This is a genomic window from Leucobacter sp. L43 (assembly GCF_016597785.1).
Classification (GTDB): domain Bacteria; phylum Actinomycetota; class Actinomycetes; order Actinomycetales; family Microbacteriaceae; genus Leucobacter; species Leucobacter alluvii.
The window spans coordinates 609957-629172 of sequence record NZ_JAENJG010000001.1 but is presented as its reverse complement, the minus strand read 5'-3'; the positions used below and the strand labels follow the sequence as shown (position 1 = coordinate 629172).

The window sequence follows — 19216 nt, the reverse complement described above, 5'->3', positions numbered from 1 at the left end:
CGCCCTTCGGCGACTATGGCTGGGTCGCCGCTTACTTCTTCTCGAAGAGATCGCCCACGAGCTTCGAGCTGACCAGCACGATGAGCAGCAGGACGATGCCAACGGCTGCGATCCCCGCGATGTTCACGGGATCTCCGGCACTCGACAGCATCGAGTCGGTGCTGTCGCCGCCGCCGCTCGCGAACGCGGGAGCAGCGAAGAAGACCGAAGCGAGCGCGACAGTCACGGCGGTGGCGATGCGGGTGCGGATCTTCACGAATACTCCTCAAGCGTGCGGGCGCGCGGCTGCGCGGCGAATGCAACCAGTCTAGCGTGAGGGCCGGACGGGTTCGCGCCCGGCCGCCGCGTCGTACGGAATACGCGGAGGGTGACGCTCTAGCGTAGAAGCATGACTGAACAACGCGAGCAGACCGCGATCGATCGCATCGCCGAGGGGTGGGTCGACACCCTCGTCGAGCACGACCCGACGGTCGGCACGTACATCGGCCGGCCGGGCGATGGTCTGCCCGATCTCTCCCCGGCCGGGCACGACGCCCTGGCGGCCGACCAGCGCCGCACACTGGCAGAACTCGTCGCCGTCGCCCCTGCCGATGCCGTCGACGCCGTGACCCGCGCCGACCTCGAGGCCGAGCTGCGGTTGGCGCTGACGCAGCACGACGCCGGCGAGCACCTCCGCGACCTCAACGTCATCGCGTCGCCGTCGCAGAACATTCGAGACGTCTTCGATCTCATGCCGACCGAGTCCGAGGCCGACTGGTCGCACGTCGCCAGCCGCCTGCGCGAGGTGCCAGCGGCGCTCGCGGGATACCGCGAAACGCTCGCGGACGGCGTGCGTCAGGGTCTCGTGCCGGCGGTTCGCCAGGTCGAGGAGGTCGCTGCGCAGGCACGACGCACGGCGGGGACTCCTGAGGACCTCGGCTTCTTCGGCCGACTCGCAGGGTCGTCGACCACGCCCGCGGAATCGGCGATCGAACTCGCAGCGGCGGCGGCGGGCGCAGCGAGCGCGTATGCGGAACTCGCAGACTTCCTCGAGCGGGAGGTCGCACCGCACGCACCCGAGAACGACGCATTCGGTCGTGACCGGTACGAGCTCGCCTCGGAGGCGTTCCTCGGGGCGAAGATCGACCTCGATGAGACGTATGCGTGGGGTCTCGATGAACTCGCTCGAATGGTCTCCGAGCAGGAGCGAGCCGCCGCCGAGATCGTCGGCGGGGTGCCGAGGCCTGGCATCGTTGCCGAAGCCATTGCGAAACTGGATCGAGACGCGTCTCGCAAGCTCCACGGAACGGCCGCTCTGCAGCGGTGGATGCAGGAGACCAGCGACCGCGCCGTTGCCGAACTCGCCGGTACGCAATTCGAGGTTCCCGACGAGATCCGCACCCTCGAATGCCGCATCGCGCCCACGCAGGAGGGCGGCATCTACTACACGGGGCCGAGCGACGATTTCTCGCGCCCGGGCCGCATGTGGTGGTCTGTGCCGGTGGGGGTCACCGAATTCGACACCTGGCGAGAATTGACGACGGTCTACCACGAGGGCGTCCCCGGCCATCATCTGCAGATCGGCCAGGCGGTCGTCAACCGCGGCTCCCTCAACGAGTGGCGCCGCCAACTCGCCGGAACCTCCGGGCACGCCGAGGGATGGGCGCTGTACGCCGAGCGGCTCATGGAGCAGCTGGGCTACCTCGATGACCCCGCGGATCGCCTCGGCATGCTGGACGGTCAGCGCCTGCGTGCGGCGCGCGTCGTGCTCGACATCGGGGTGCATCTCGGCAAGCGGCGCCCGGATGGGGGCACATGGGATGGCGAGTACGCCTTCGGGTTCCTCGCCGACAACGTGAACATGAACGACGGTTTCGTGCGCTTCGAAGTGCTGCGCTACCTCGGATGGGCCGGTCAGGCACCGTCGTACAAGGTGGGGCAACGGATCTGGGAGCGCCTGCGCGACGAAGCCGCCGCTCGCGCGTCGACCGCTGGTGAGACCTTCGACATCCGCGCCTTCCACCGCGACGCCCTCGCGCTCGGCGGCGTACGGCTGGACACGCTCGAGCGGGCGCTGCGGGGCGGGCTCGGCGGGTGACGGCGCAGCCCTGCCCGTGCGGCCGAGGGGTCGACTTCGCCGAATGCTGCGCACCGCTGCACGCGGGCGACCGCGCGCCGACCGCGGAACGGCTGATGCGTTCGCGATACAGCGCGTTCGCGGTCGGAGACGCGCAGTACCTGCTCACGACGTGGGACCCGTCGACCCGACCGGCGTCGCTGGATCTCGATGACGGTACTGCCTGGCAACGGCTGTTCGTCGAGCACACGACGGGCGGCGGACCCTTCGACGACACCGGTCTGGTGACGTACACGGCGGTCGCGCGCGGGCCGGAGGGGCGGATCGAACTGCGGGAACGCAGCCGGTTCCGCCGATCCGGCCCGGATCACCGCTGGGTCTACGTGGATGGCGACATGCTGTAACGCATCAGGACGCCGTGGTTCGTGCGCCGTGTCGGGGGTGCGGCATCACTCGATGTAGACGTCCAGATGGTTGCCGACCGTACCGCGGTCGTAGATCTTGCCCTGGTACCCGAACGGCGTTTCGAACACGGTCCCCTTGGGGGCGTCGCCGGCGAGCACGATGTAGCCGTCGGCGTCGCTCACGTATCCGCCCTCGTTGACGTGACGACCGGGAATCGCGAGACCCGACCCCGGGAGCACCTTCTGGCTGTAGAAGGTGAAGCGGTACCCGCCCCAGTTGATCACTCCGCTGAAGAGGAACTGCTCCAGGGTGAACAGCGCCGATCGCTCGGCCTTCTCGGCCGTTCCGCGCTTCTCCTGAGCTGCCGGCGCGGTCTCCGACACCGGTACGTCCACGCCGACGGCCGGGGTCTCGCTCACCCCGACTGTCGAATCGAGCGACTGCCCGTGCTCCTGGGCGGCCGAGCCGGGCGCCCCGGCGTCGGCGAACGCCGCCGTCATCGAGAACGGGGCGAGGGCGGTCGTGCCCAGCAGCAGCGCCGCGGTCATCGTCGCGCCTGCGGAGCGAGTGAGGGTGCGCCGCGCATCGCCCGAGTGCGCCGAACCGGAAGCCATGGGCACAGAGTCTAGCTGCCCGATCCGCGGTATCCCTGCACCCAGGCTTCGACCTCCCGCGCCGTGCGGGGAATCTCAGCGGAGAGGTTGATGCAGCCGCTCTCGGTGACGACGATGTCGTCCTCGATGCGCACGCCGATACCGCGGTACTCCTCGGGCACGGTGAGATCGTCGGGCTGGAAGTAGAGCCCCGGCTCGATCGTGAAGACCATGCCGGGCTCCAGGATGCCGTCCATGTACATGTCGCGGCGGGCCTGCGCGCAGTCGTGCACGTCCATGCCGAGGTGATGGCTCGTTCCGTGCACCATGTATCGACGGTAGTAGGCGGTGCCGTCCTCCTCGGGAAGGAATCCCCACTCGCGGGTGCGGCGCTCGACGACCTCCATCGCGGCGGCGTGCACATCGCGGAATCGGATGCCGGGCCGTACGATGGCGCGCGCAGCATCGGCAGCCTCGAGCACCGCGTCGTACACGCGGCGCTGCACGTCGGTGAAGGCTCCCGAGATCGGAACCGTGCGCGTGATGTCGGCGGTGTACAGACTGTCGAGCTCGACGCCGGCATCGAGCAGCAGCAGGTCGCCCTCGCGCACGGCGCCGTCGTTCTGAATCCAGTGGAGCGTGCACGCATGAGGGCCGGAGGCCGCGATCGTCTCGTATCCGACCGTGTTGCCCTCGAGGCGGGCTCGCTGGTTGAACACGCCTTCAACGACGCGCTCGCCGCGCGGATGCGCGCTCGCCCTCGGCAGTGCGGCGAGCACGTCGTCGAAGCCCTGCGCGGTCGCGTCGACGGCGGACTGCATCTGCGCCAATTCGTACGCGTCTTTGACCAGGCGCAGCTCGGAGGCGACGCGAGCCACCTCGTGGTCGTCCAGCGTGCGGTCGTCGCGCCCCGCCAGGAAGGCGTCGAGCGGTGCGGTGGTGACGCCGAGAGCGGCTGCAACCTGTTCCAATGACGGACGCGGGCCGATCCAGAACTCGCCGATCTCGGGGTTCGCGAAGAACTCGTCGCTGTCGCGTCCCGCTCGCTCGCGGAAGTACACCGTGGCGTCGTGCCCGCCGTCGCGCGGTTCGAACACGAGCACGGCGCCCGGCTCGCTCGCCGAGCCCCAGCCGGTGAGGTGCGCGAACGCACTGTGCGCACGGTACTGGTAGAAGGTGTCGTTTGAACGCTGTTTCATGGCGCCGGCGGCGACGACGACGCGCTCACCGGGGAAGTGCGCTGAGAACGCCCGCCGCCGAGCCGCAGCGTGGACGGCGACCGGCCAAGCCTCCGGGAGGGTCTCCGGGCGATCCGCCCACTGCGTCGAGAGGTACTCCACGAACGCGTCGCTCTGCGGCGTGGTGCTCCGGTTGCTGTTGTCGATCTCCACCTCGTGAGTGGACTGCGCGCTGTCGGTCATGCGTCCATCCTCTCATCCTCCGGCCGAGCCGTAAGATGACAGGATGACGGAATCCGTGGTGGCGCAGGCCGGCTTCGATCTGCACACGCACTCGGTCTTCTCCGACGGCACGACCAGGCCGGGCGAGATCGCGCGGGAAGCCGCCGACCTCGGGCTCGCGGGGTTCGCCCTCACGGACCACGACACGATCGACGGCTGGGACGAGGCGCGCGACGCCGCGGAAGCGGCCGGAATCGACTTTCTCCCCGGCATCGAGATCACCACCAAGCACAACGGCAAGTCGCGGCACCTCCTCGGCTACGGCATCGCTCCGCTCGCCGGCGAACTGTTCGACGCGCTCGCGCAGGTGCGCCGCTCCCGGTTGACTCGGGCGCGGGAGATGGTGCGCCTCGTCTCAGCCGACTACGCCATCACCTGGGAAGCCGTGATGGGGGAGGAGGACGCGCGCACGGTGGGACGCCCCCACATCGCAGACGCCCTCGTGGCCGCTGGCTACTTCCCGGATCGCAGCACCGTGTTCTCCGAGCTGCTGCACCCGCGTTCGCCCTACTACCTCGGCACGGACGCCATCGAGACCGTCGATGCGATACGCATGGTGCGGGCGGCGGGCGGTGCGGCGGTGCTCGCGCATCCCGCAGCGTTCCGGCAGCGCACTCCGGTCGCGCCGCGCGAGCTCGCGGAGCTGGCGAACGCCGGTCTGTTCGGAGTCGAGCTGCGGCACCCCGAGCACCGCGAGGACTGGCTCCCGCCCATCATCGCAGCTGCATCGAAGCTCGGCCTCGTCGCGACGGGCTCGAGCGATTACCACGGAGCCGGGAAACCGAACCTCCTCGGACAGCAGGTGACGGAGCTCGATACGGTGGCCCGTCTGCGCGAGGGGCTCGCCGTACCGCGGTAGCGCTTCGCGGGCGCGATGCGGGCGGCGACCGGTGGTCACCGACCGCATCGAGGTCGCTCGCGCGGGCAGCGGGCGAAGCTCGAAAGCCCTCCCGCAGCCCGGCGGGGTTACTCGGCCGAGACGCTCGCCTGCACGGGGGCGTCGTCGCCGGGCTTCGCCTCGGCGGCGGTCGCGTCCGCAGTCGTCACCGAAGCTGTGCTCTCACCAGAGCCCGAGCCGCCACGACGGCGACGGCGGCGGCGCTTCGGCGGCGCGGTCTCGCCCGACGCTGCCAGCGCGTCGGCCGGGGTCAGCGGGGCGCCGGGCTCGCCGCCGCCCTCGGCGTCGTGGCCGTGCTGCTCGTGTCCGTGCGCCTCGTGGCGGCCCTGCCCGAGGGGATTCGCGCTGCGCGTGCGTCGACGAGTGCGCTTGCGGGCGCCGTCTCCGGCGCCTTCACCGCTCGCTCCCGAACCGCTCGCTCCCGAACCGCTCGCTCCCGAACTGCTTGCGCGATCGGCGCCACCCGTACGGCCGCCGCGCGACTCGGAGCGCTCGCGAGGGGCGCGATCCTTCACCGGGGTCGCCTTGAGTCGGCCCTTGGTGCCCTCCGGGATCTTGAGGTCGGCGAACAGGTGCGGCGACGAGGAGTACGTCTCGAGGGGTTCGGGAATCCCGAATTCGAGCGCCTTGTTGATCAGCGCCCACTTGTGCATGTCGTCCCAGTCGACGAACGTCACGGCGATACCGGTGCGTCCGGCTCGGCCCGTCCGCCCCACGCGGTGCAGGTAGGTCTTCTCGTCATCGGGAACCGTGTGGTTGATCACGTGGGTGACGTCGTCGACGTCGATGCCGCGGGCGGCGACGTCGGTCGCGATGAGGATGTCCTTCTTGCCGGCCTTGAACGTCGCCATGGCTCGTTCGCGCTGCTCCTGGTTCAGGTCGCCGTGCACCGACACGGCGGAGAAGCCGCGATCGACGAGCTCTTCCTGCAGCTTCGCCGCAGCGCGTTTCGTGCGCATGAAGACGACGGTCTTTCCACGGCCCTCGGCCTGCAGGATGCGCCCGATCACCTCGTCCTTGTCGAGGGAGTGCGCGCGATAGACGATGTGCTCGATGTTCGCCTGCGCCGCGCCCTCGTCGGGGTCGGTCGCTCGGATGTGGATCGGGTTCGACATGAAGCGACGCGCGAGCGTCACGATCGTTCCCGGCATCGTCGCGGAGAAGAGCATCGTGTGGCGCACTGGCGGCGTGAGGGAGAAGAGCTTCTCGATATCGGCGAGGAAGCCGAGGTCGAGCATCTTGTCGGCCTCGTCGAGCACCATCTCGCGGACCTTGCTCAGATCGAGCAGCCGCTGGTTCGCGAGGTCGAGGAGACGGCCGGGGGTACCGACGACGACCTGAGCACCCGCCTTGAGCTGCTCGATCTGGCCCTCGTACGCCTTGCCGCCGTAGATCGGAACCACGGTCGCGGCCCGGTTCTTGGCGGCGAGCTCCAGATCCTCGTACACCTGGACGGCGAGCTCGCGAGTCGGTACGACGATGAGCGCCTGCACCCCGTCGACGGGGTCGGCCCCGACGCGCTGCAGGAGCGGCAATCCGAAGCCGAAGGTCTTCCCGGTGCCGGTCTTCGCCTGGCCGATGATGTCCTGACCCGACAAGGCGAGGGGGATCGTCTGCTCCTGGATCGGGAAGGCGTCGATGATGCCCTGATCCGTCAGAGAGTCGACCATGTCCTGGTCGACGCCGAGTTCGAGGAATGTGGTCATGGTGCGTCCTATTCGATGGGTGCGGTGCTGCGCGCGCGTATCGAAGTAGGCGCAGCGGCCGGCGCTCCGATGGCTCCGGCGGTGATGTACGTTCGGCGCCAGTCTATTCCAAGGCGGACGCGCGACGACGGTAAGCTGGCAGGGTGTTCGAGTGGATCAAGGGCCTGCGCCGGAAGAACGCGCCCGCGCGCAAGATGCGCTCGCGCGGAGACGCCGCTGAGGCCGAGCGGGTCGAGCTCGCCGAATTCGCTCCGGGGATCATGCCGTTCCTCGGCTTGACCGCCTACCTGCAGCTCGAGCTGTACGAAGCCGCAACGCGCGCGGTCTCGGGAGCGCCGTCGCTCGAGGCGAAAGACGTGCTGGCTCGCGTGGCCGGGCAGACGCTCGCGAAGCACCAGCAGCTCACCGGCGAGATCCGCTCACGCGGGCACGAGCCGCACATCGTCATGGAGCCCTTCTCGCCCGTCATCGATTCCTACGTCGAACGCATCGACACGGGCGACTGGCATCAGCACGTGCTCTCCCTGTACCTGGTGGGCGGGCTCTTCGACGACTTCTTCGCCAGCCTCGCCGGCGGGCTGAAGGACGGCTACCGCAGTGAGGCGACGGCGATCCTGCGCAACGATACGGGCCGACCCGAGCTCAAGACGCTGCTCGAGGATGCGCTCGCAGCCGACGAACTCCTCTCGAGCTGGCTCGCCGTCTGGGGCAGACGCCTGGTCGGAGACACCCTGCTCGTCTCCCGCGCCGTCCTCTCGCTGAGCGAGCATCGCGAGTTCGACGCGAGCGAGGTCGAACCGGTGTTCACCGAGCTGATCGCCGACCACATCCGCCGCATGGACGGGTTGGGGCTGACCGCCTGAGGCCGCCGATGTCGACTCTTCCGCACTGCGCGTACTTCGAGGCGGGGCGCTGCCGGTCGTGCGTGCTCATCGAGACCCCGTATCCCGCGCAGCTCACCGACAAGGAGCGGCGCTGCCGGCAGCTGCTGCCCCAGGTGCCGGAGGCGCTGTGGTTGCCGAGTGTGCGCGGCGGCACCGCCGACTTCCGGAACAAGGCGAAGCTCGTGGTCGGCGGGCGACCCGGTTCGGTGACGCTCGGCATCCTCGGACGGGACGGCGATGGGATCGACCTGCGCGACTGCCTGATACAGGAGCCGGGCATTCGACACGCCATCCCGCAGCTCGCCGCGTTCATCGAGGCGACGGGGCTGGCGCCGTACGATGTGCCGCGCCGTCGCGGTGAGCTGAAATTCGTGCACCTGACCCTCGCGCCCTCGGGCGACCTGATGCTGCGGTTCGTGACGCGCACCGAGCAAGCGCTGCACGTGCTGCGGAAGGCGCTCCCCGACCTGCTGGAACGCGTGCCGCGCGCCGCCGTCGTATCGGTGAACCTCCTGCCAGAGCACAAGGCGGTGCTGGAAGGGGAACGAGAGGAGCTGCTGCTCGGGTCATCTCTCGAGATGGGGCTGGGAGACGTCTCGCTGCACCTGCGACCGCAGAGCTTCTTCCAGACGAACACCGCCGTCGCGCGGGCGCTGTACGCGCAGGCCGCCGACTGGGTCGCCTCGGAAGGCCCCGATTCGATCTGGGACCTGTACTGCGGAGTCGGGGGGTTCGCACTGCACTGCGCCGCCGCCGCGCGCACTGGAGCGGCCGCGATGCCGCGCGTGCTCGGGGTGGAGATCAGCGAAAGCGCGGTCGAATCGGCCAGGCGCAGCGCGGCAGACGCCGGGATCGCGGCGGAGTTCGTCGCCGCCGACGCGACGGCCTACGCGCTCGGGGCTCCCGCGGAGGAGACGCCGCACACCGTCATCGTCAACCCGCCGCGACGCGGCATCGGTGCCGAGCTGGCTGCCTGGATCGAGCGCGCACCGGCGCACCGCGTCATCTACTCGAGCTGCAACCCGGAGAGTCTCGCCGCCGACCTCGCGGCGATGCCGTCCTGGCGCGTGCGCGGCGCTCGGGTGTTCGACATGTTCCCGCACACCCGCCATCTGGAGGTCATGGTGCTGCTGGAGCGCCGAGTCTGATCGAGGTCGCGGAGCGGCGCGCGCATTCGCCGCGGTGATGGGAAGATGTCCCCATGAATATCGTGCTCGGAGTGACCGGCGGCATCGCCGCATACAAAGTCGTGCAGCTCGCTCGCACCCTGGTCGAGGACGGGCACGACGTGCATGTCGTTCCGACTGCAGAGGCGCTGCGCTTCGTCGGCAAGCCGACTTGGGAGGCGATCAGCCGGAACCCCGTCACCACGTCGGTGCACGACGACGTGCCGGAGGTGCGCCACGTCGGGCTCGGTCAGCGAGCCGACCTGATCGTCGTGGCTCCGGCGACGGCCAATACTCTCGCGCGGATGAGCGCCGGCCTCGCCGACGACCTGCTGGGCACCACCCTGCTCGCCACCCGTGCGCCGGTGCTGGTCGCCCCGGCGATGCACACCGAGATGTGGCAGCACCCAGCGACCCAGGACAACGTGGCGATCCTGCGATCGCGCGGCGTGCATTTCGTCGGCCCCGAATCGGGGCGGCTCACCGGCGCCGACACCGGTCCGGGGCGCATGAGCGAGCCGGAGACCATTGCCGAACGGGTGCGCGCGCTGCTCGAGAGCGAGGAACCGGAGACCGCGCAAGGCCACCCGGGCCAGGAGGTGCGGCCTGTCGACGAGACACGGCAGGCTGAGGACGCTGCAGCCGGCGACGTGCCGTTGGAGACCGCTGCTGCTGAGGCTCTCGACTCCGTTCGCGCGGACACGGGAGGCGCAGCGCGCGAGCCCGATCTCGCCGGGCTTCGCATCCTCGTGACGGCAGGCGGCACACGCGAACCGATCGATCCGGTGCGCTATCTCGGCAATCGATCGAGCGGGCGACAGGGGGTGGCGATCGCAGCTGCGGCGGCCGACCGCGGGGCGAAAGTGGTGCTCTTCGCGGCGAACATCGACTCCGCGGTGCTCTCCGAGGTGCAGGATCGCGCCGCCGTGCGCGTGGTACCCGTCGGCACGGCGGCCGAACTCGAACGCGCCGCACGAGCTGCCGCCGCCGGAGCCGAGGTCATCATCATGGCTGCAGCCGTCGCCGACTACCGCGTGGAGGACGTGGCGGAGCAGAAGATTCGCAAGGAGGACTCGGCCGGAGCGGCGCCGGTACTGCAACTCGTCGAGAATCCCGACATCCTGGTCGGGCTGGTGCACCAGCGACGGCCGGGCCAGGTGATCGTTGGATTCGCGGCTGAGACGGTGGAGCACGAGGACGAGCTGGTCGAACGCGGGCGGCGAAAGCTCGCGCGCAAGGGCGCGGACCTGCTCGCGGTGAACGCGGTGAGCTGGTCGGAGGGCTTCGAAGCGGGGGAGAACACGTTGCACGTGCTCTCGAGCGACGGTCGCCCGGCGACGGTGGCGAGCGGCACGAAGCGGGTCGTCGCGGATGCGCTGCTCGACGTGGTGCGCGAGACCTTGGACTCCTGAGCCGTTCTCAGGTTCGTGCTGCCCGAGAACGACGCAGCCCCGAGATCCTGATCGGATCGCGGGGCTGCGTGGAGGAGCGGTGGATCAGCTGATGAAGCCGACCTTCCGACCGCCTTCGCCGCCGAGTTCGATGTACGTGATGGACTCGGTGTTGACGAGGTACTGATGACCCTTCACGTCGGAGAGGGTGACGAGGGCGGCGTCGTTCGCGATCGCTTCCTCGATCACGCCGCGCACGTCTGCCGCGCTCGAGTCCGTGTCGAACGCGAGTTCGCGGGGCGAATGCTTGATACCGATGCGGATTTCCACGGGGCCTCCTGAGTTCAGTGGCGCACGGCCACGGGTCGAATCGCTGTCGAGTCTACGGCCGCCGCGGGGCCCGGGGTCGTGCGGAGCCGTCGCGTTCGCCAGCAGCGCACGCGGGGCGGGGAGGGGGCGCGCGAGGCCCGCAGTGTCTGCGGCCGTCAGTAGGCTGACGATATGACCTCATTCGACTCGTCGCAGCTGCGTGCGCTCGCGCTCGACGTCGACGCGCACGCTCGGGTGATCGGTGCTCCGGGCAGTGGGAAAACGCTGGTGCTGGTCGAGACGTATCGGCGCGCACTCGACCTGCCCGGCTGGGGGGAGCAGGATGTGATCGCACTCGCACCCAATCGCCTCGCCGCCACCGACCTCCGCGGGCACATCGAGCGCGCCGTCGGACGCGCGATCGGCGGAACTCCCGTGCGCACGGCGGCGTCGCTCGGCTTCGCTGTGCTCTCGCGGGAACACGCGCTCGCGGGTGCCGACGCCCCGCGTCTGCTCACAGGTACGGTGCAAGACGAGCTCCTCGCAGATGTCATCTCCGAGGGGAGTGCCGCGGCTCTCGCGCGTTCGGTTGGCATCAGCGCTGACGTGCTCGGGACACCGGCCTTCCGCGCCGAGCTGCGTGACCTGTGGCGCGTGCTGGACGACTTCGACCGCTCGCCGACCGCGCTCGCCGCCGAGGTCGACGCGGCTCGTGCAGCTGCGGCGTCGCGCGCCGTGTCCGAGGGGCCGGGCGACGATCTCGCCGGGCTTTGGCGGGCGGCGCTCGCGCTGCTCGGCGCGGCCATGCGGCGAGCAGCGGCAGAGCGGCCGGGGGAGCTCAGCCCGAGTGCGATCCTTCGCGCGGCAAGTGCAGCGGTGCGCGATCACGGGGTGCGGTCGGACGCGGAGCCAGGCGACGGGTTCTCCGTGCCGCGACTCATCCTGGTGGACGACGCGCAAGAGCTCGGCGAGGGGGCTCTCGCGCTGCTCGCGGCGTGCGCCGCACGAGGCAGCCGCATCCGCGCGTTCGGCGATCCCGACATCGCGACGGGGGCCTTTCACGGTGAACGCACGGGCATACTCGCCGGAATCGTCCGAGAACTGGCCCGCCGCGAGCCCTCCGCTGCCGTCGGCGGCGCCGGTCGATTCGGCGGAGCACGTGAGACGCTCGTGACTCTGGAGACCGTGCACCGGCACGGCGCTCGGGTGCGTCAGCTCGTGCAGGGGCTGACGCGGCGCATCGGTGCGTCGGCGGCGGGTGCGCAACGGGAGGCAGCGGCAGCGCCGGGAACGCGAGGGGGCGGTGCAGACGACGACGCCGTGCAGTTCGCCCGCGTCGAGTCAGCGGCGGAGCAGCTCGGCGTCATCGCGCATCGCTTCCGCGCGCGGCATCTGGGCCTGGGCGGCCGCGAGCCGGCGGCCTGGAGTCAGATGGCCGTGATCTGCCGCAGTCGCGGTGAAGCCACGCGCGTGGCCCGCGCACTCGCCGTCCATCAGGTTCCCACGGGCGTCGCAGCCGGGGGAATCGTGCTGCGCGAGCACCGGATCGTGCGTGAACTGGTGCGGCTGCTCCAGCATGCCCTCGGCATCGAGCCCCTATCCGCGCAAGAGCTCCTGCACCTCGTCGGCGGCGCTGTCGGCGGCCTCGACCCGGTGGCCGTTCGCCGACTGCGCGGAGCCCTCGTCCTGCACGAGCGGCGAGAAGCCGCAGCTGCCGGGCGCGACCCGGTGAGCATCGACGAGCTCGTGGTCGAGGCGGTCGCGTTCCCTGGAACCTCTCCGATGATCGACAGCGCAGGTGGACGGGCGCTCCGCAAGATCGGCCTGATGCTGCAGGCGGCGCAGCGGGTGCGCGAGGGAGGCGGCACGCCGCGCGAGACGCTCTGGGCGATCTGGGACGGCGCGCGGCTCGCCTCGAGCTGGCAGGACGAGGCACTGTCGGGGCGCGGCGCGCGGGCCGACGAGGCGAGTCGCTCGCTCGACGCGGTGATGGGACTGTTCTTCGCGCTGCAGCGCCATGAAGAGCAGGACAGCGCGCAGCCGATCGCGGAGCTGCTCGAAGATCTCCTCGAAAGCGCCGTGCCCGAGGACTCGCTGGCCCGCAGGAGCCAACGATCGACGGTGACGGTGACGACGCCGCAGGGCGCGATCGGCCGGGAGTTCGACCTGGTCGCTGTGATCGGCGTGCAAGACGGTGCATGGCCCAATCTGCGTTCGCGCGGCTCGCTGGTCGGTGCGACGGCGCTCGAACGCTGGCTGCGCGGCGGTGCGCCGGAGCCGCCGGCGCGGCGCGACACGATGCACGACGAACTGCGGCTCTTCGCCCACAGCTGCGCGCGCGTTCGTCGGGAGTTGCTGGTCGTCGCGGTCGCCGATGAGCATCAGCACCCCAGCGCCTTCTTCGGCCTCGGCCGAGAATACGCCGTCGACTCGTTGCCGAGTGCCAGACTGACGCTGCGCGGTCAAGTCGCCGCGATGCGCCGCCGGGTGGTTCGCGACCCCGATGACACCGAGGCGGTGCGGGCACTCGTCGCACTCGCTGGCGCGCAGGTGCCCGGGGCCGACCCCGACGACTGGTACGGGGTCTTGCCGCCGAGCACGTCGGATCCGCTCGTCGATCTCGACGCTGACCCAGAGGCCCGGGTCAGCGTGAGCCCATCGCAACTCGAGCGCGCTGAGAACTGCCCGCTCGACTGGGTGGTGTCGAGCCTCGGAGGCGGCTCGGGCAGCGTCCAGGCGAGTCTCGGGACCCTGCTGCACCACGCGTTCGAAACGGCGACCGACTCCGATCCCGAGCAGCTCTTCGCGATCGTGAGCGAAGAATGGAGCAAGTTGCCCTTCGCCGCAGAGTGGGAAGCGGAGCGGACCCGGAAGCTCGCGCGCGCGATGAGCGCAGGCCTCGCCGAGTACCTGCGAGAGTTCGAAGGTTCTGACCGGACGCTCATCGGCCGGGAAGCGATGTTCACAGCGACGATCGACCGCGCTGTTCTTCGAGGCGTCGCCGATCGGCTCGAACAGCGAACGAATCGCGACGGCGACCGTGAGATCACCGTGCTCGATTTGAAGACAGGGCGTGTCCCCCCGAGCCAGGCCGCCGCCGAAGAGCACGCGCAGCTGCAGGCGTATCAGGTGGGCGTCGCGCTCGGCGCATTCGAGGGTCCGGCCCTCAACGCTGACGCGCCGGCTTCGAGCGATCAGGAGTCGGAGGCGTCCGCGCCCGGGCAGATCAGCGGAGGTGCGCGCCTGCTCTACGTGCATCCCGACGCCGTGAAAGGAGCGGGATTCATCGAACGAGTGCAGCAGCCCCTGTCAGACGAAGCGCGCGAAGCATTCGCCCAACGAGTCTCGGACGTGGCCCGCGTCATGGCGGCCGGAGCATTTACCGCTCGGGTGGAGCACCACTGCTCCGACCCGCATCAGCCGGGCAATTGCCGGTTGCACGTGATTCCTGCGGTGAGCCGCGCATGAGCGAGTCGAACCGCGATCCGCGGATGACGCGCGCGCTCTTCTCAGCCGCTCGCATCGCGGAGATTCTCGCCGTCCCACCGGCGGTGCCGCTCACTCCCACGCCGGAGCAGCGTTCGGTGATCGAGCACCCGCTCGGGGGCACGACGCTCGTCGTCGCCGGCGCCGGAAGCGGGAAGACCGAGACGATGGCGAACCGAGTGGTGTGGCTCGTCGCCAACGGACTCGCGGCGCCCGATGAGGTGCTGGGACTCACCTTCACCCGGAAAGCGGCCGGTGAGCTGCGAGAGCGCATCTCCGGGCGCCTGTTCACTTTCGCCGAGCGGCTCGGCGACGCCGCAGAGCGCGGCGTGCTCACTGCGGAGGAGCGCGAGCGCTCACGAGAGCTCCACGAGCTGCTCGCCGACGGTCTCGAGATCCCCGACGTCAGCACCTACAACGCGTTCGCCGCCGGCGTGCTGCAGGAATTCGGCATCGCCGCCGGGGTCGCTCCCGGAGCCGCCGTGATTGACACGGCGACCGCCTGGCGCATCGCCCGAGAGGTCCTCCTGTCGAGCAGCGACCCCGGTCTTGTCGAGAGCGAACTGCGCGTTCCCGAGCTGATCCGGCATATGCTCGCACTCGACCACGCCGTTTCCGACAACCTGACCTCACTCGACCGCGTCGATCGCATCGTGGAGGAATTCTCGCGGGTCCAGCATCTGCCCTACAACGAGAAGGAGATCGGCCGAGCGCCGAGCGGCAAGCAGTACGCGCCGGTGCGCGACGCCGTGGCGAGTCTCGCCGAGACGCCGCTCATCACCCGACTCGCGCGCGAATACGCGCAGGAGAAGCAGCGGCGCGGGGTGATCGAGTTCCCCGACCAGCTTGCGCTCGCAACAGCCGCGCTCGACGCGTCGCCCGCAGCGCGCCGGGTGCTCCGCCAACGCCACCGAGTCGTGCTGCTCGACGAGGTCCAAGACACCTCGGTGGGGCAAACCCGATTCCTCTCCCGCATCTTCGCGGGCGGTTCGGTGATGGCCGTGGGCGACCCGCATCAATCGATCTACGGCTGGAGGGGTGCTTCGGCCGAGGGCCTGCAGTCGTTCCACTCGGATTTCTCGGGTCGGCGCGAACCCTCGGACGGGTCCGCGGCGCCAGACCCGGCCGCCGCCGATGCAGGCGCAGCCTGGACGCAGCCAGCCACACTGACGCTCTCGACGAGCTGGCGCAATCCGGTCAGCGTGCTGGGCGCGGCGAATGCCATCGCCGCACCCCTCGCCGCCGAGTCGGCCGTCGATGTACCGCGGCTCGCCCCCCGGCCAGGCGCCCGCACCGGAAGCGTCGAGTGGTGTTACCCGGAGACCGTGCATGAAGAACGCCTCGCTGTCGCAGCGTGGGTGCGATCCGCCCGAGAGCAGCATCTCGAGGAGCACGGCGAGCTGCCGACAGCAGCGGTGATCTTCCGCACGCGAAGCCAGATGGCCGCGTTCGGGGCCGCCCTCGCCGACGCTGGGGTTCCGGCCCGCATCATCGGTCTGGGCGGGCTCCTCACCACTCCTGAGGTGACCGACGTCGTCAGCGCGCTCCGGTGCCTCTGGTACGCGGATGCCGGCGGAGACCTGATCCGGCTGCTCACCGGACCGCGGTTTCGCATCGGCGTCGCCGATGTCTCGGGTCTGCGAGATGCCGCGCGATGGTTCGGCGAGCGCGACATCGCCCAGCGCCCGCTCTCGCCGGAGGACCGGGCGCCCGACCGGGTGCTGCCTGATCCAGACCGGCAGTACACGTTGATCGATGCGCTCGATCAGATCGCCGGAATGCGCGACCTCCAGCATCGTGCGCTGGCGAACATCTCAGATGTCGGCCGGGAACGACTTCGCGAGGCCGGGCGCATGCTGGCCGGCCTGCGACAAGGGGTGGGCGGGAGCATTCCCGAGCTCATCGGCGCCGTCGTGCAGTCGCTGCGCATCGATATCGAACTCGACGCCAACGAGGCGAGGGACCTCGCCGGAAGCTCAGCCGCCCACGCGAACCTCGACGCCTTCACCGATCTCGTCGAAGGCTATCTCGCCGTGGATACAGAGGGGTCGCTGCCATCGCTCCTCGAATGGATCGAGCGTGCTCTCGAGGCCGATGAAGCCGCAGAGCACGTCGCCGAGCCCGCGCCGGGGACCGTGCAGCTGATCACGGCCCATGGTTCGAAGGGTCTCGAGTGGGACCTGGTGGTCGTCCCACGTCTCGTGGCAGGAGAATTCCCGGGGCAGGCGCGGGCGGGAGCCGGATGGTTGCGCACGGGCCAGCTGCCGGACGAGCTCCGCGGCGATGCGGCGTCGCGTCCAGCCCTGAACTGGCGGATCGCGGCCACGCAGCAGGAGCTCCGCGGCCGCATCGCCGAGTATCGCTCAGCACTGCAAGCCCGCCATCAGGAGGAGGAACGGCGCCTGGCGTACGTGGCCGTCACGCGAGCGGCCGGTCGCGTACTGCTGAGCGGCTCGTTCTGGGGCGGTCAGCGTCGTCCCCGCTCACCTTCGGCCTATCTCGTGGAGCTGCAGGATGCGGGCGTCATCGGGGGGCTCCCCGAAGCGAGCGCCTTCGACGCCGACCCATCGGAGCGGGACGAACTGACGCTCGACTGGCCCCTCGACCCGCTGGGGGCGCGATCGAGCACCGTGCTGCACGCGGCAGAGGTCGTGCGGAGGGCGGTCACCGATGCGGCCGATCGCGGCGTGGCCGAGGGAGACGCTGAGGAGCCGCTGGACGAAGCCGTGCGCCTGCTGCTCGCAGAGCGCAGCGCGCTCGCGAACGGCACGGCGGGAACGGATGCGGTGATCGCGTCAGACGCTGACCTGCCCGAACGGCTCACCGCGTCGACGTTTCATGAGTTCGTCGAAGATCCCGTCGCCGCCGAACGGTCTCGGCTCCGGCCCGTGCCGCAGCGCCCGTACCGCCGCACGCGCGTCGGCAACCGGTTCCACGAATGGGTGGAACGGCGCGCGACCACCGCTCGCGGTACCGAGCTGCCGCTCGCAGGGCTTGCCGACATCGACTGGGTGGGAGATCCAGCACCGGCTGAAGCCGGGTACGAAGCCGAGCCGACCGCGGAGGCGGCCGAATTGGCGCCGCTGATCGAGCGCTTCGAGCGGTCGCGGTGGGCGGATCTGCAGCCGATCGCCGTCGAGCAGGAGGTGACGCTCCCGTTCGCCGGACGAACGCTGGTGTGCAAACTCGACGCCGTATACCGACTCGATGACGACCGATTCGAGATCGTCGACTGGAAATCGGGGCGAGCGCCGAAGAACGATGCGGAACGCGAATCGCGCTTCTTCCAACTCGACCTGTACCGGCATGCATACGCGCAGTGGGCGGGCATCGATGCCGATCGCGTCGACGTATCGCTGTTCTACGTGGCGGAGGGAGTGGAACTCACCGGACGCGAGCCGCGAAGCCTGCGTGCACTCGAGGAGATCTGGCAGGAGGCGGCAGGGAGACTCAGCGGGCAGAGCCGCGAGGCAGATCGTCGTCCGAGAGGGGCTCCGTGAGCTGCTCTCCTCCGTCCGACGCCGGTCGCGCACTCGGCCGGTCTGCCAAATCCGGCCGAGGAGCATCGCCTGAGACATCGAGCGGATCGATCACATCGGTTTCCTCCGCATCGGGGGTCTCCGACGCGTCCGCCTCCGACGAACCGTCCTGGGCTCCATCCGAATCCGCGTCGAGCGGCTCGATGAAATCGGTGTCGACGCCGAACATGCGATCCTCGTCGAGCCCCTCGAACGCGGCGGTGTCCGACTGGGCGTCGGTGATCTCCGGAGTCTGATCGAGCAGCGCGATCACTTCCTCCGAGCTGAGCGGGGCCGCAGCGACTGCGGCCGTGAAGGCTGCGCCGAGCGCGCCGCCGCTGCCGACCATGCGATCGAGCATCGTGACCGCGTCGTCGATGATGGTCTGGTCGTGCGTCTCGGTGCCGTGGAGCAGCCACCGCGCCACCTCCAGCTCGTGATAGAGAGCGGCACGAGCCCGCAGATGCGAGAGCGACTCGCTGTTGCGCGCCCGAGCGTAACGAGCGATCATCCCGTCCAGCACGTCAGGGCCCGCGGCGAGGAGCCAGGCGAGATCTGCTGCCGGGTCACCGACCGAGCATTCCGACCACCCCAGAATGGCGGTGATCGCGCCCTCGTCGACTCTGATCAGCTCGGCGTCGAGCGAGCCGTGCACCATCGTGGGGGAGAAATCCCACAGGTCCGACGTCTCGAGCACGTGCGTCCACCGCCGCCGCACCGTCTCGGGGAGGAGGCGGGTCGCATCTGCCCGGTCGACGAGACGAGTCGCCAGCACGCGCAGATCCTGCGCAGAACGAACCGGGAGGCCGCCGTGCTGTGCGACGGTGAGCGGGAGTTCGTGGATGGCGGCGATCGCCTCGGCCAGCGGCTGGAGCAGGATCGCGTCGTGCGTCAGATCGTCCGCCTCGAAACGCGCCCCGTCCAGGAACGACGTCACGACCGCGCGAGTCTCTCCGGCGCGAGTCATCCCGAGAGCCGTCGGCACGGCGAAGGGGAGACGGCTCCTCGGACCCTCCGTGAGCGCGGCGAGCCCCAGCAGTTCCGCTGATTGCTGCACCTCGGCCTGATGGGTGCGCGGCACGCGCACGAGCAGTTCGTCATCCTCCGTGGCGATGATCGCGGAGACGAATGCATCGTCGCTCTCGTGTTCGCGCACTCCGAACACGACGAGGCCCGGCACCGCGGAGGTCGAGAGCGCGGCTAAGGTGAAAGGGATGCTGGCCATGTACTCAGGGTATGCATGCGCGTCGACTCGGTCGATTCGCCACGCGCACTGAGCGACAGCCCGCCGGCAACTCCAAGCAGCGACGCGTCCGGGCGTCAGCCTCGGTGCGATTGAACAGG

14 protein-coding genes are annotated in these 19216 nt (G+C 69.9%); 8 read left to right on the top strand and 6 right to left on the bottom strand.

Features of this window, described 5'->3' with window-relative positions:
• Positions 1 to 31: 31 nt before the first annotated feature.
• Positions 32 to 256, bottom strand: coding sequence for a hypothetical protein (locus JE033_RS02870; protein ID WP_090148117.1), 225 nt, complete (start codon positions 254 to 256; stop codon positions 32 to 34).
• Between the two features lie 132 nt (positions 257 to 388).
• On the opposite strand from JE033_RS02870, the gene JE033_RS02865 reads away from it, so the two are divergent.
• Both JE033_RS02865 and JE033_RS02860 read left to right on the top strand, forming a co-directional pair.
• Positions 389 to 2077 carry a DUF885 domain-containing protein gene (locus JE033_RS02865; RefSeq protein WP_200329349.1) on the top strand — a complete coding sequence of 563 codons (1689 nt, stop codon included), beginning with the start codon at positions 389 to 391 and terminating at the stop codon, positions 2075 to 2077.
• Entirely contained in the window at positions 2074 to 2460 is a 387-nt protein-coding gene (locus tag JE033_RS02860) for a YchJ family metal-binding protein (RefSeq protein ID WP_200329347.1), read from the top strand. Before JE033_RS02865 ends, JE033_RS02860 begins: the two co-directional genes overlap by 4 nt.
• A gap of 45 nt (positions 2461 to 2505) precedes the next feature.
• Here the strand turns inward: JE033_RS02860 and JE033_RS02855 are convergent, their stop codons facing one another.
• Positions 2506 to 3075 (bottom strand): hypothetical protein, encoded by a 570-nt coding sequence (locus tag JE033_RS02855; protein ID WP_200329345.1) that lies wholly within the window; start codon positions 3073 to 3075, stop codon positions 2506 to 2508.
• Positions 3076 to 3086: 11 nt separating this feature from the next.
• Positions 3087 to 4475: an aminopeptidase P family protein gene (locus JE033_RS02850; RefSeq protein ID WP_200329343.1), complete on the bottom strand. Its 1389-nt coding sequence runs from the start codon at positions 4473 to 4475 to the stop codon at positions 3087 to 3089.
• A gap of 43 nt (positions 4476 to 4518) precedes the next feature.
• On the opposite strand from JE033_RS02850, the gene JE033_RS02845 reads away from it, so the two are divergent.
• Positions 4519 to 5373, top strand: coding sequence for a PHP domain-containing protein (locus JE033_RS02845; protein WP_200329341.1), 855 nt, complete (start codon positions 4519 to 4521; stop codon positions 5371 to 5373).
• 107 nt (positions 5374 to 5480) lie between these two features.
• Here JE033_RS02845 and JE033_RS02840 read toward each other — a convergent pair whose 3' ends face one another.
• On the bottom strand, positions 5481 to 7118 hold the full coding sequence (locus JE033_RS02840) for a DEAD/DEAH box helicase (RefSeq protein WP_200329339.1): 1638 nt from the start codon (positions 7116 to 7118) through the stop codon (positions 5481 to 5483).
• Positions 7119 to 7261: 143 nt separating this feature from the next.
• Between JE033_RS02840 and JE033_RS02835 the strand changes: the two genes are divergently transcribed.
• Genes JE033_RS02835 through JE033_RS02825 form a run of 3 tightly spaced genes read left to right on the top strand, consistent with a single transcriptional unit; the run spans position 7262 to position 10580 of the window.
• Entirely contained in the window at positions 7262 to 7981 is a 720-nt protein-coding gene (locus tag JE033_RS02835; protein WP_090148137.1) for a ferritin-like fold-containing protein, read from the top strand.
• An 8-nt stretch (positions 7982 to 7989) separates the two neighbouring features.
• A complete protein-coding gene (locus tag JE033_RS02830; RefSeq protein WP_200329337.1) occupies positions 7990 to 9150 on the top strand; it encodes a methyltransferase domain-containing protein in 1161 nt (386 codons plus the stop codon).
• Between the two features lie 53 nt (positions 9151 to 9203).
• The gene (locus tag JE033_RS02825) at positions 9204 to 10580 is read left to right on the top strand and encodes a phosphopantothenate--cysteine ligase family flavoprotein (RefSeq protein ID WP_200329335.1); all 1377 of its coding nucleotides are present in this window, start codon (positions 9204 to 9206) and stop codon (positions 10578 to 10580) included.
• Positions 10581 to 10664: 84 nt separating this feature from the next.
• On the opposite strand, the gene JE033_RS02820 is transcribed toward JE033_RS02825, so the two are convergent.
• Positions 10665 to 10889, bottom strand: coding sequence for a DUF3107 domain-containing protein (locus JE033_RS02820; protein WP_090148145.1), 225 nt, complete (start codon positions 10887 to 10889; stop codon positions 10665 to 10667).
• Positions 10890 to 11060: 171 nt separating this feature from the next.
• Between JE033_RS02820 and JE033_RS02815 the strand changes: the two genes are divergently transcribed.
• On the top strand, positions 11061 to 14336 hold the full coding sequence (locus tag JE033_RS02815) for a PD-(D/E)XK nuclease family protein (RefSeq protein ID WP_200329333.1): 3276 nt from the start codon (positions 11061 to 11063) through the stop codon (positions 14334 to 14336).
• Positions 14333 to 17854 carry an ATP-dependent DNA helicase gene (locus tag JE033_RS02810; RefSeq protein WP_234037071.1) on the top strand — a complete coding sequence of 1174 codons (3522 nt, stop codon included), beginning with the start codon at positions 14333 to 14335 and terminating at the stop codon, positions 17852 to 17854. Before JE033_RS02815 ends, JE033_RS02810 begins: the two co-directional genes overlap by 4 nt.
• Here JE033_RS02810 and JE033_RS02805 read toward each other — a convergent pair.
• Positions 17805 to 19097: a phosphotransferase gene (locus JE033_RS02805; RefSeq protein WP_234037070.1), complete on the bottom strand. Its 1293-nt coding sequence runs from the start codon at positions 19095 to 19097 to the stop codon at positions 17805 to 17807. The genes JE033_RS02810 and JE033_RS02805 overlap by 50 nt on opposite strands.
• Between the last annotated feature and the right edge of the window lie 119 nt (positions 19098 to 19216).

Excerpts from the sequence above, each read along its gene's own strand:
- JE033_RS02830 (WP_200329337.1), top strand. The coding sequence starts at position 7,990 with ATGTCGACTCTTCCGCACTGCGCGTACTTCGAGGCGGGGCGCTGCCGG.
- JE033_RS02865 (WP_200329349.1), top strand. The coding sequence starts at position 389 with ATGACTGAACAACGCGAGCAGACCGCGATCGATCGCATCGCCGAGGGG.
- JE033_RS02815 (WP_200329333.1), top strand. The coding sequence starts at position 11,061 with ATGACCTCATTCGACTCGTCGCAGCTGCGTGCGCTCGCGCTCGACGTC.
- JE033_RS02810 (WP_234037071.1), top strand. The coding sequence starts at position 14,333 with ATGAGCGAGTCGAACCGCGATCCGCGGATGACGCGCGCGCTCTTCTCA.
- JE033_RS02825 (WP_200329335.1), top strand. The coding sequence starts at position 9,204 with ATGAATATCGTGCTCGGAGTGACCGGCGGCATCGCCGCATACAAAGTC.
- JE033_RS02850 (WP_200329343.1), bottom strand. The coding sequence starts at position 4,475 with ATGACCGACAGCGCGCAGTCCACTCACGAGGTGGAGATCGACAACAGC.
- JE033_RS02840 (WP_200329339.1), bottom strand. The coding sequence starts at position 7,118 with ATGACCACATTCCTCGAACTCGGCGTCGACCAGGACATGGTCGACTCT.
- JE033_RS02805 (WP_234037070.1), bottom strand. The coding sequence starts at position 19,097 with ATGGCCAGCATCCCTTTCACCTTAGCCGCGCTCTCGACCTCCGCGGTG.
- JE033_RS02845 (WP_200329341.1), top strand. The coding sequence starts at position 4,519 with ATGACGGAATCCGTGGTGGCGCAGGCCGGCTTCGATCTGCACACGCAC.
- JE033_RS02855 (WP_200329345.1), bottom strand. The coding sequence starts at position 3,075 with ATGGCTTCCGGTTCGGCGCACTCGGGCGATGCGCGGCGCACCCTCACT.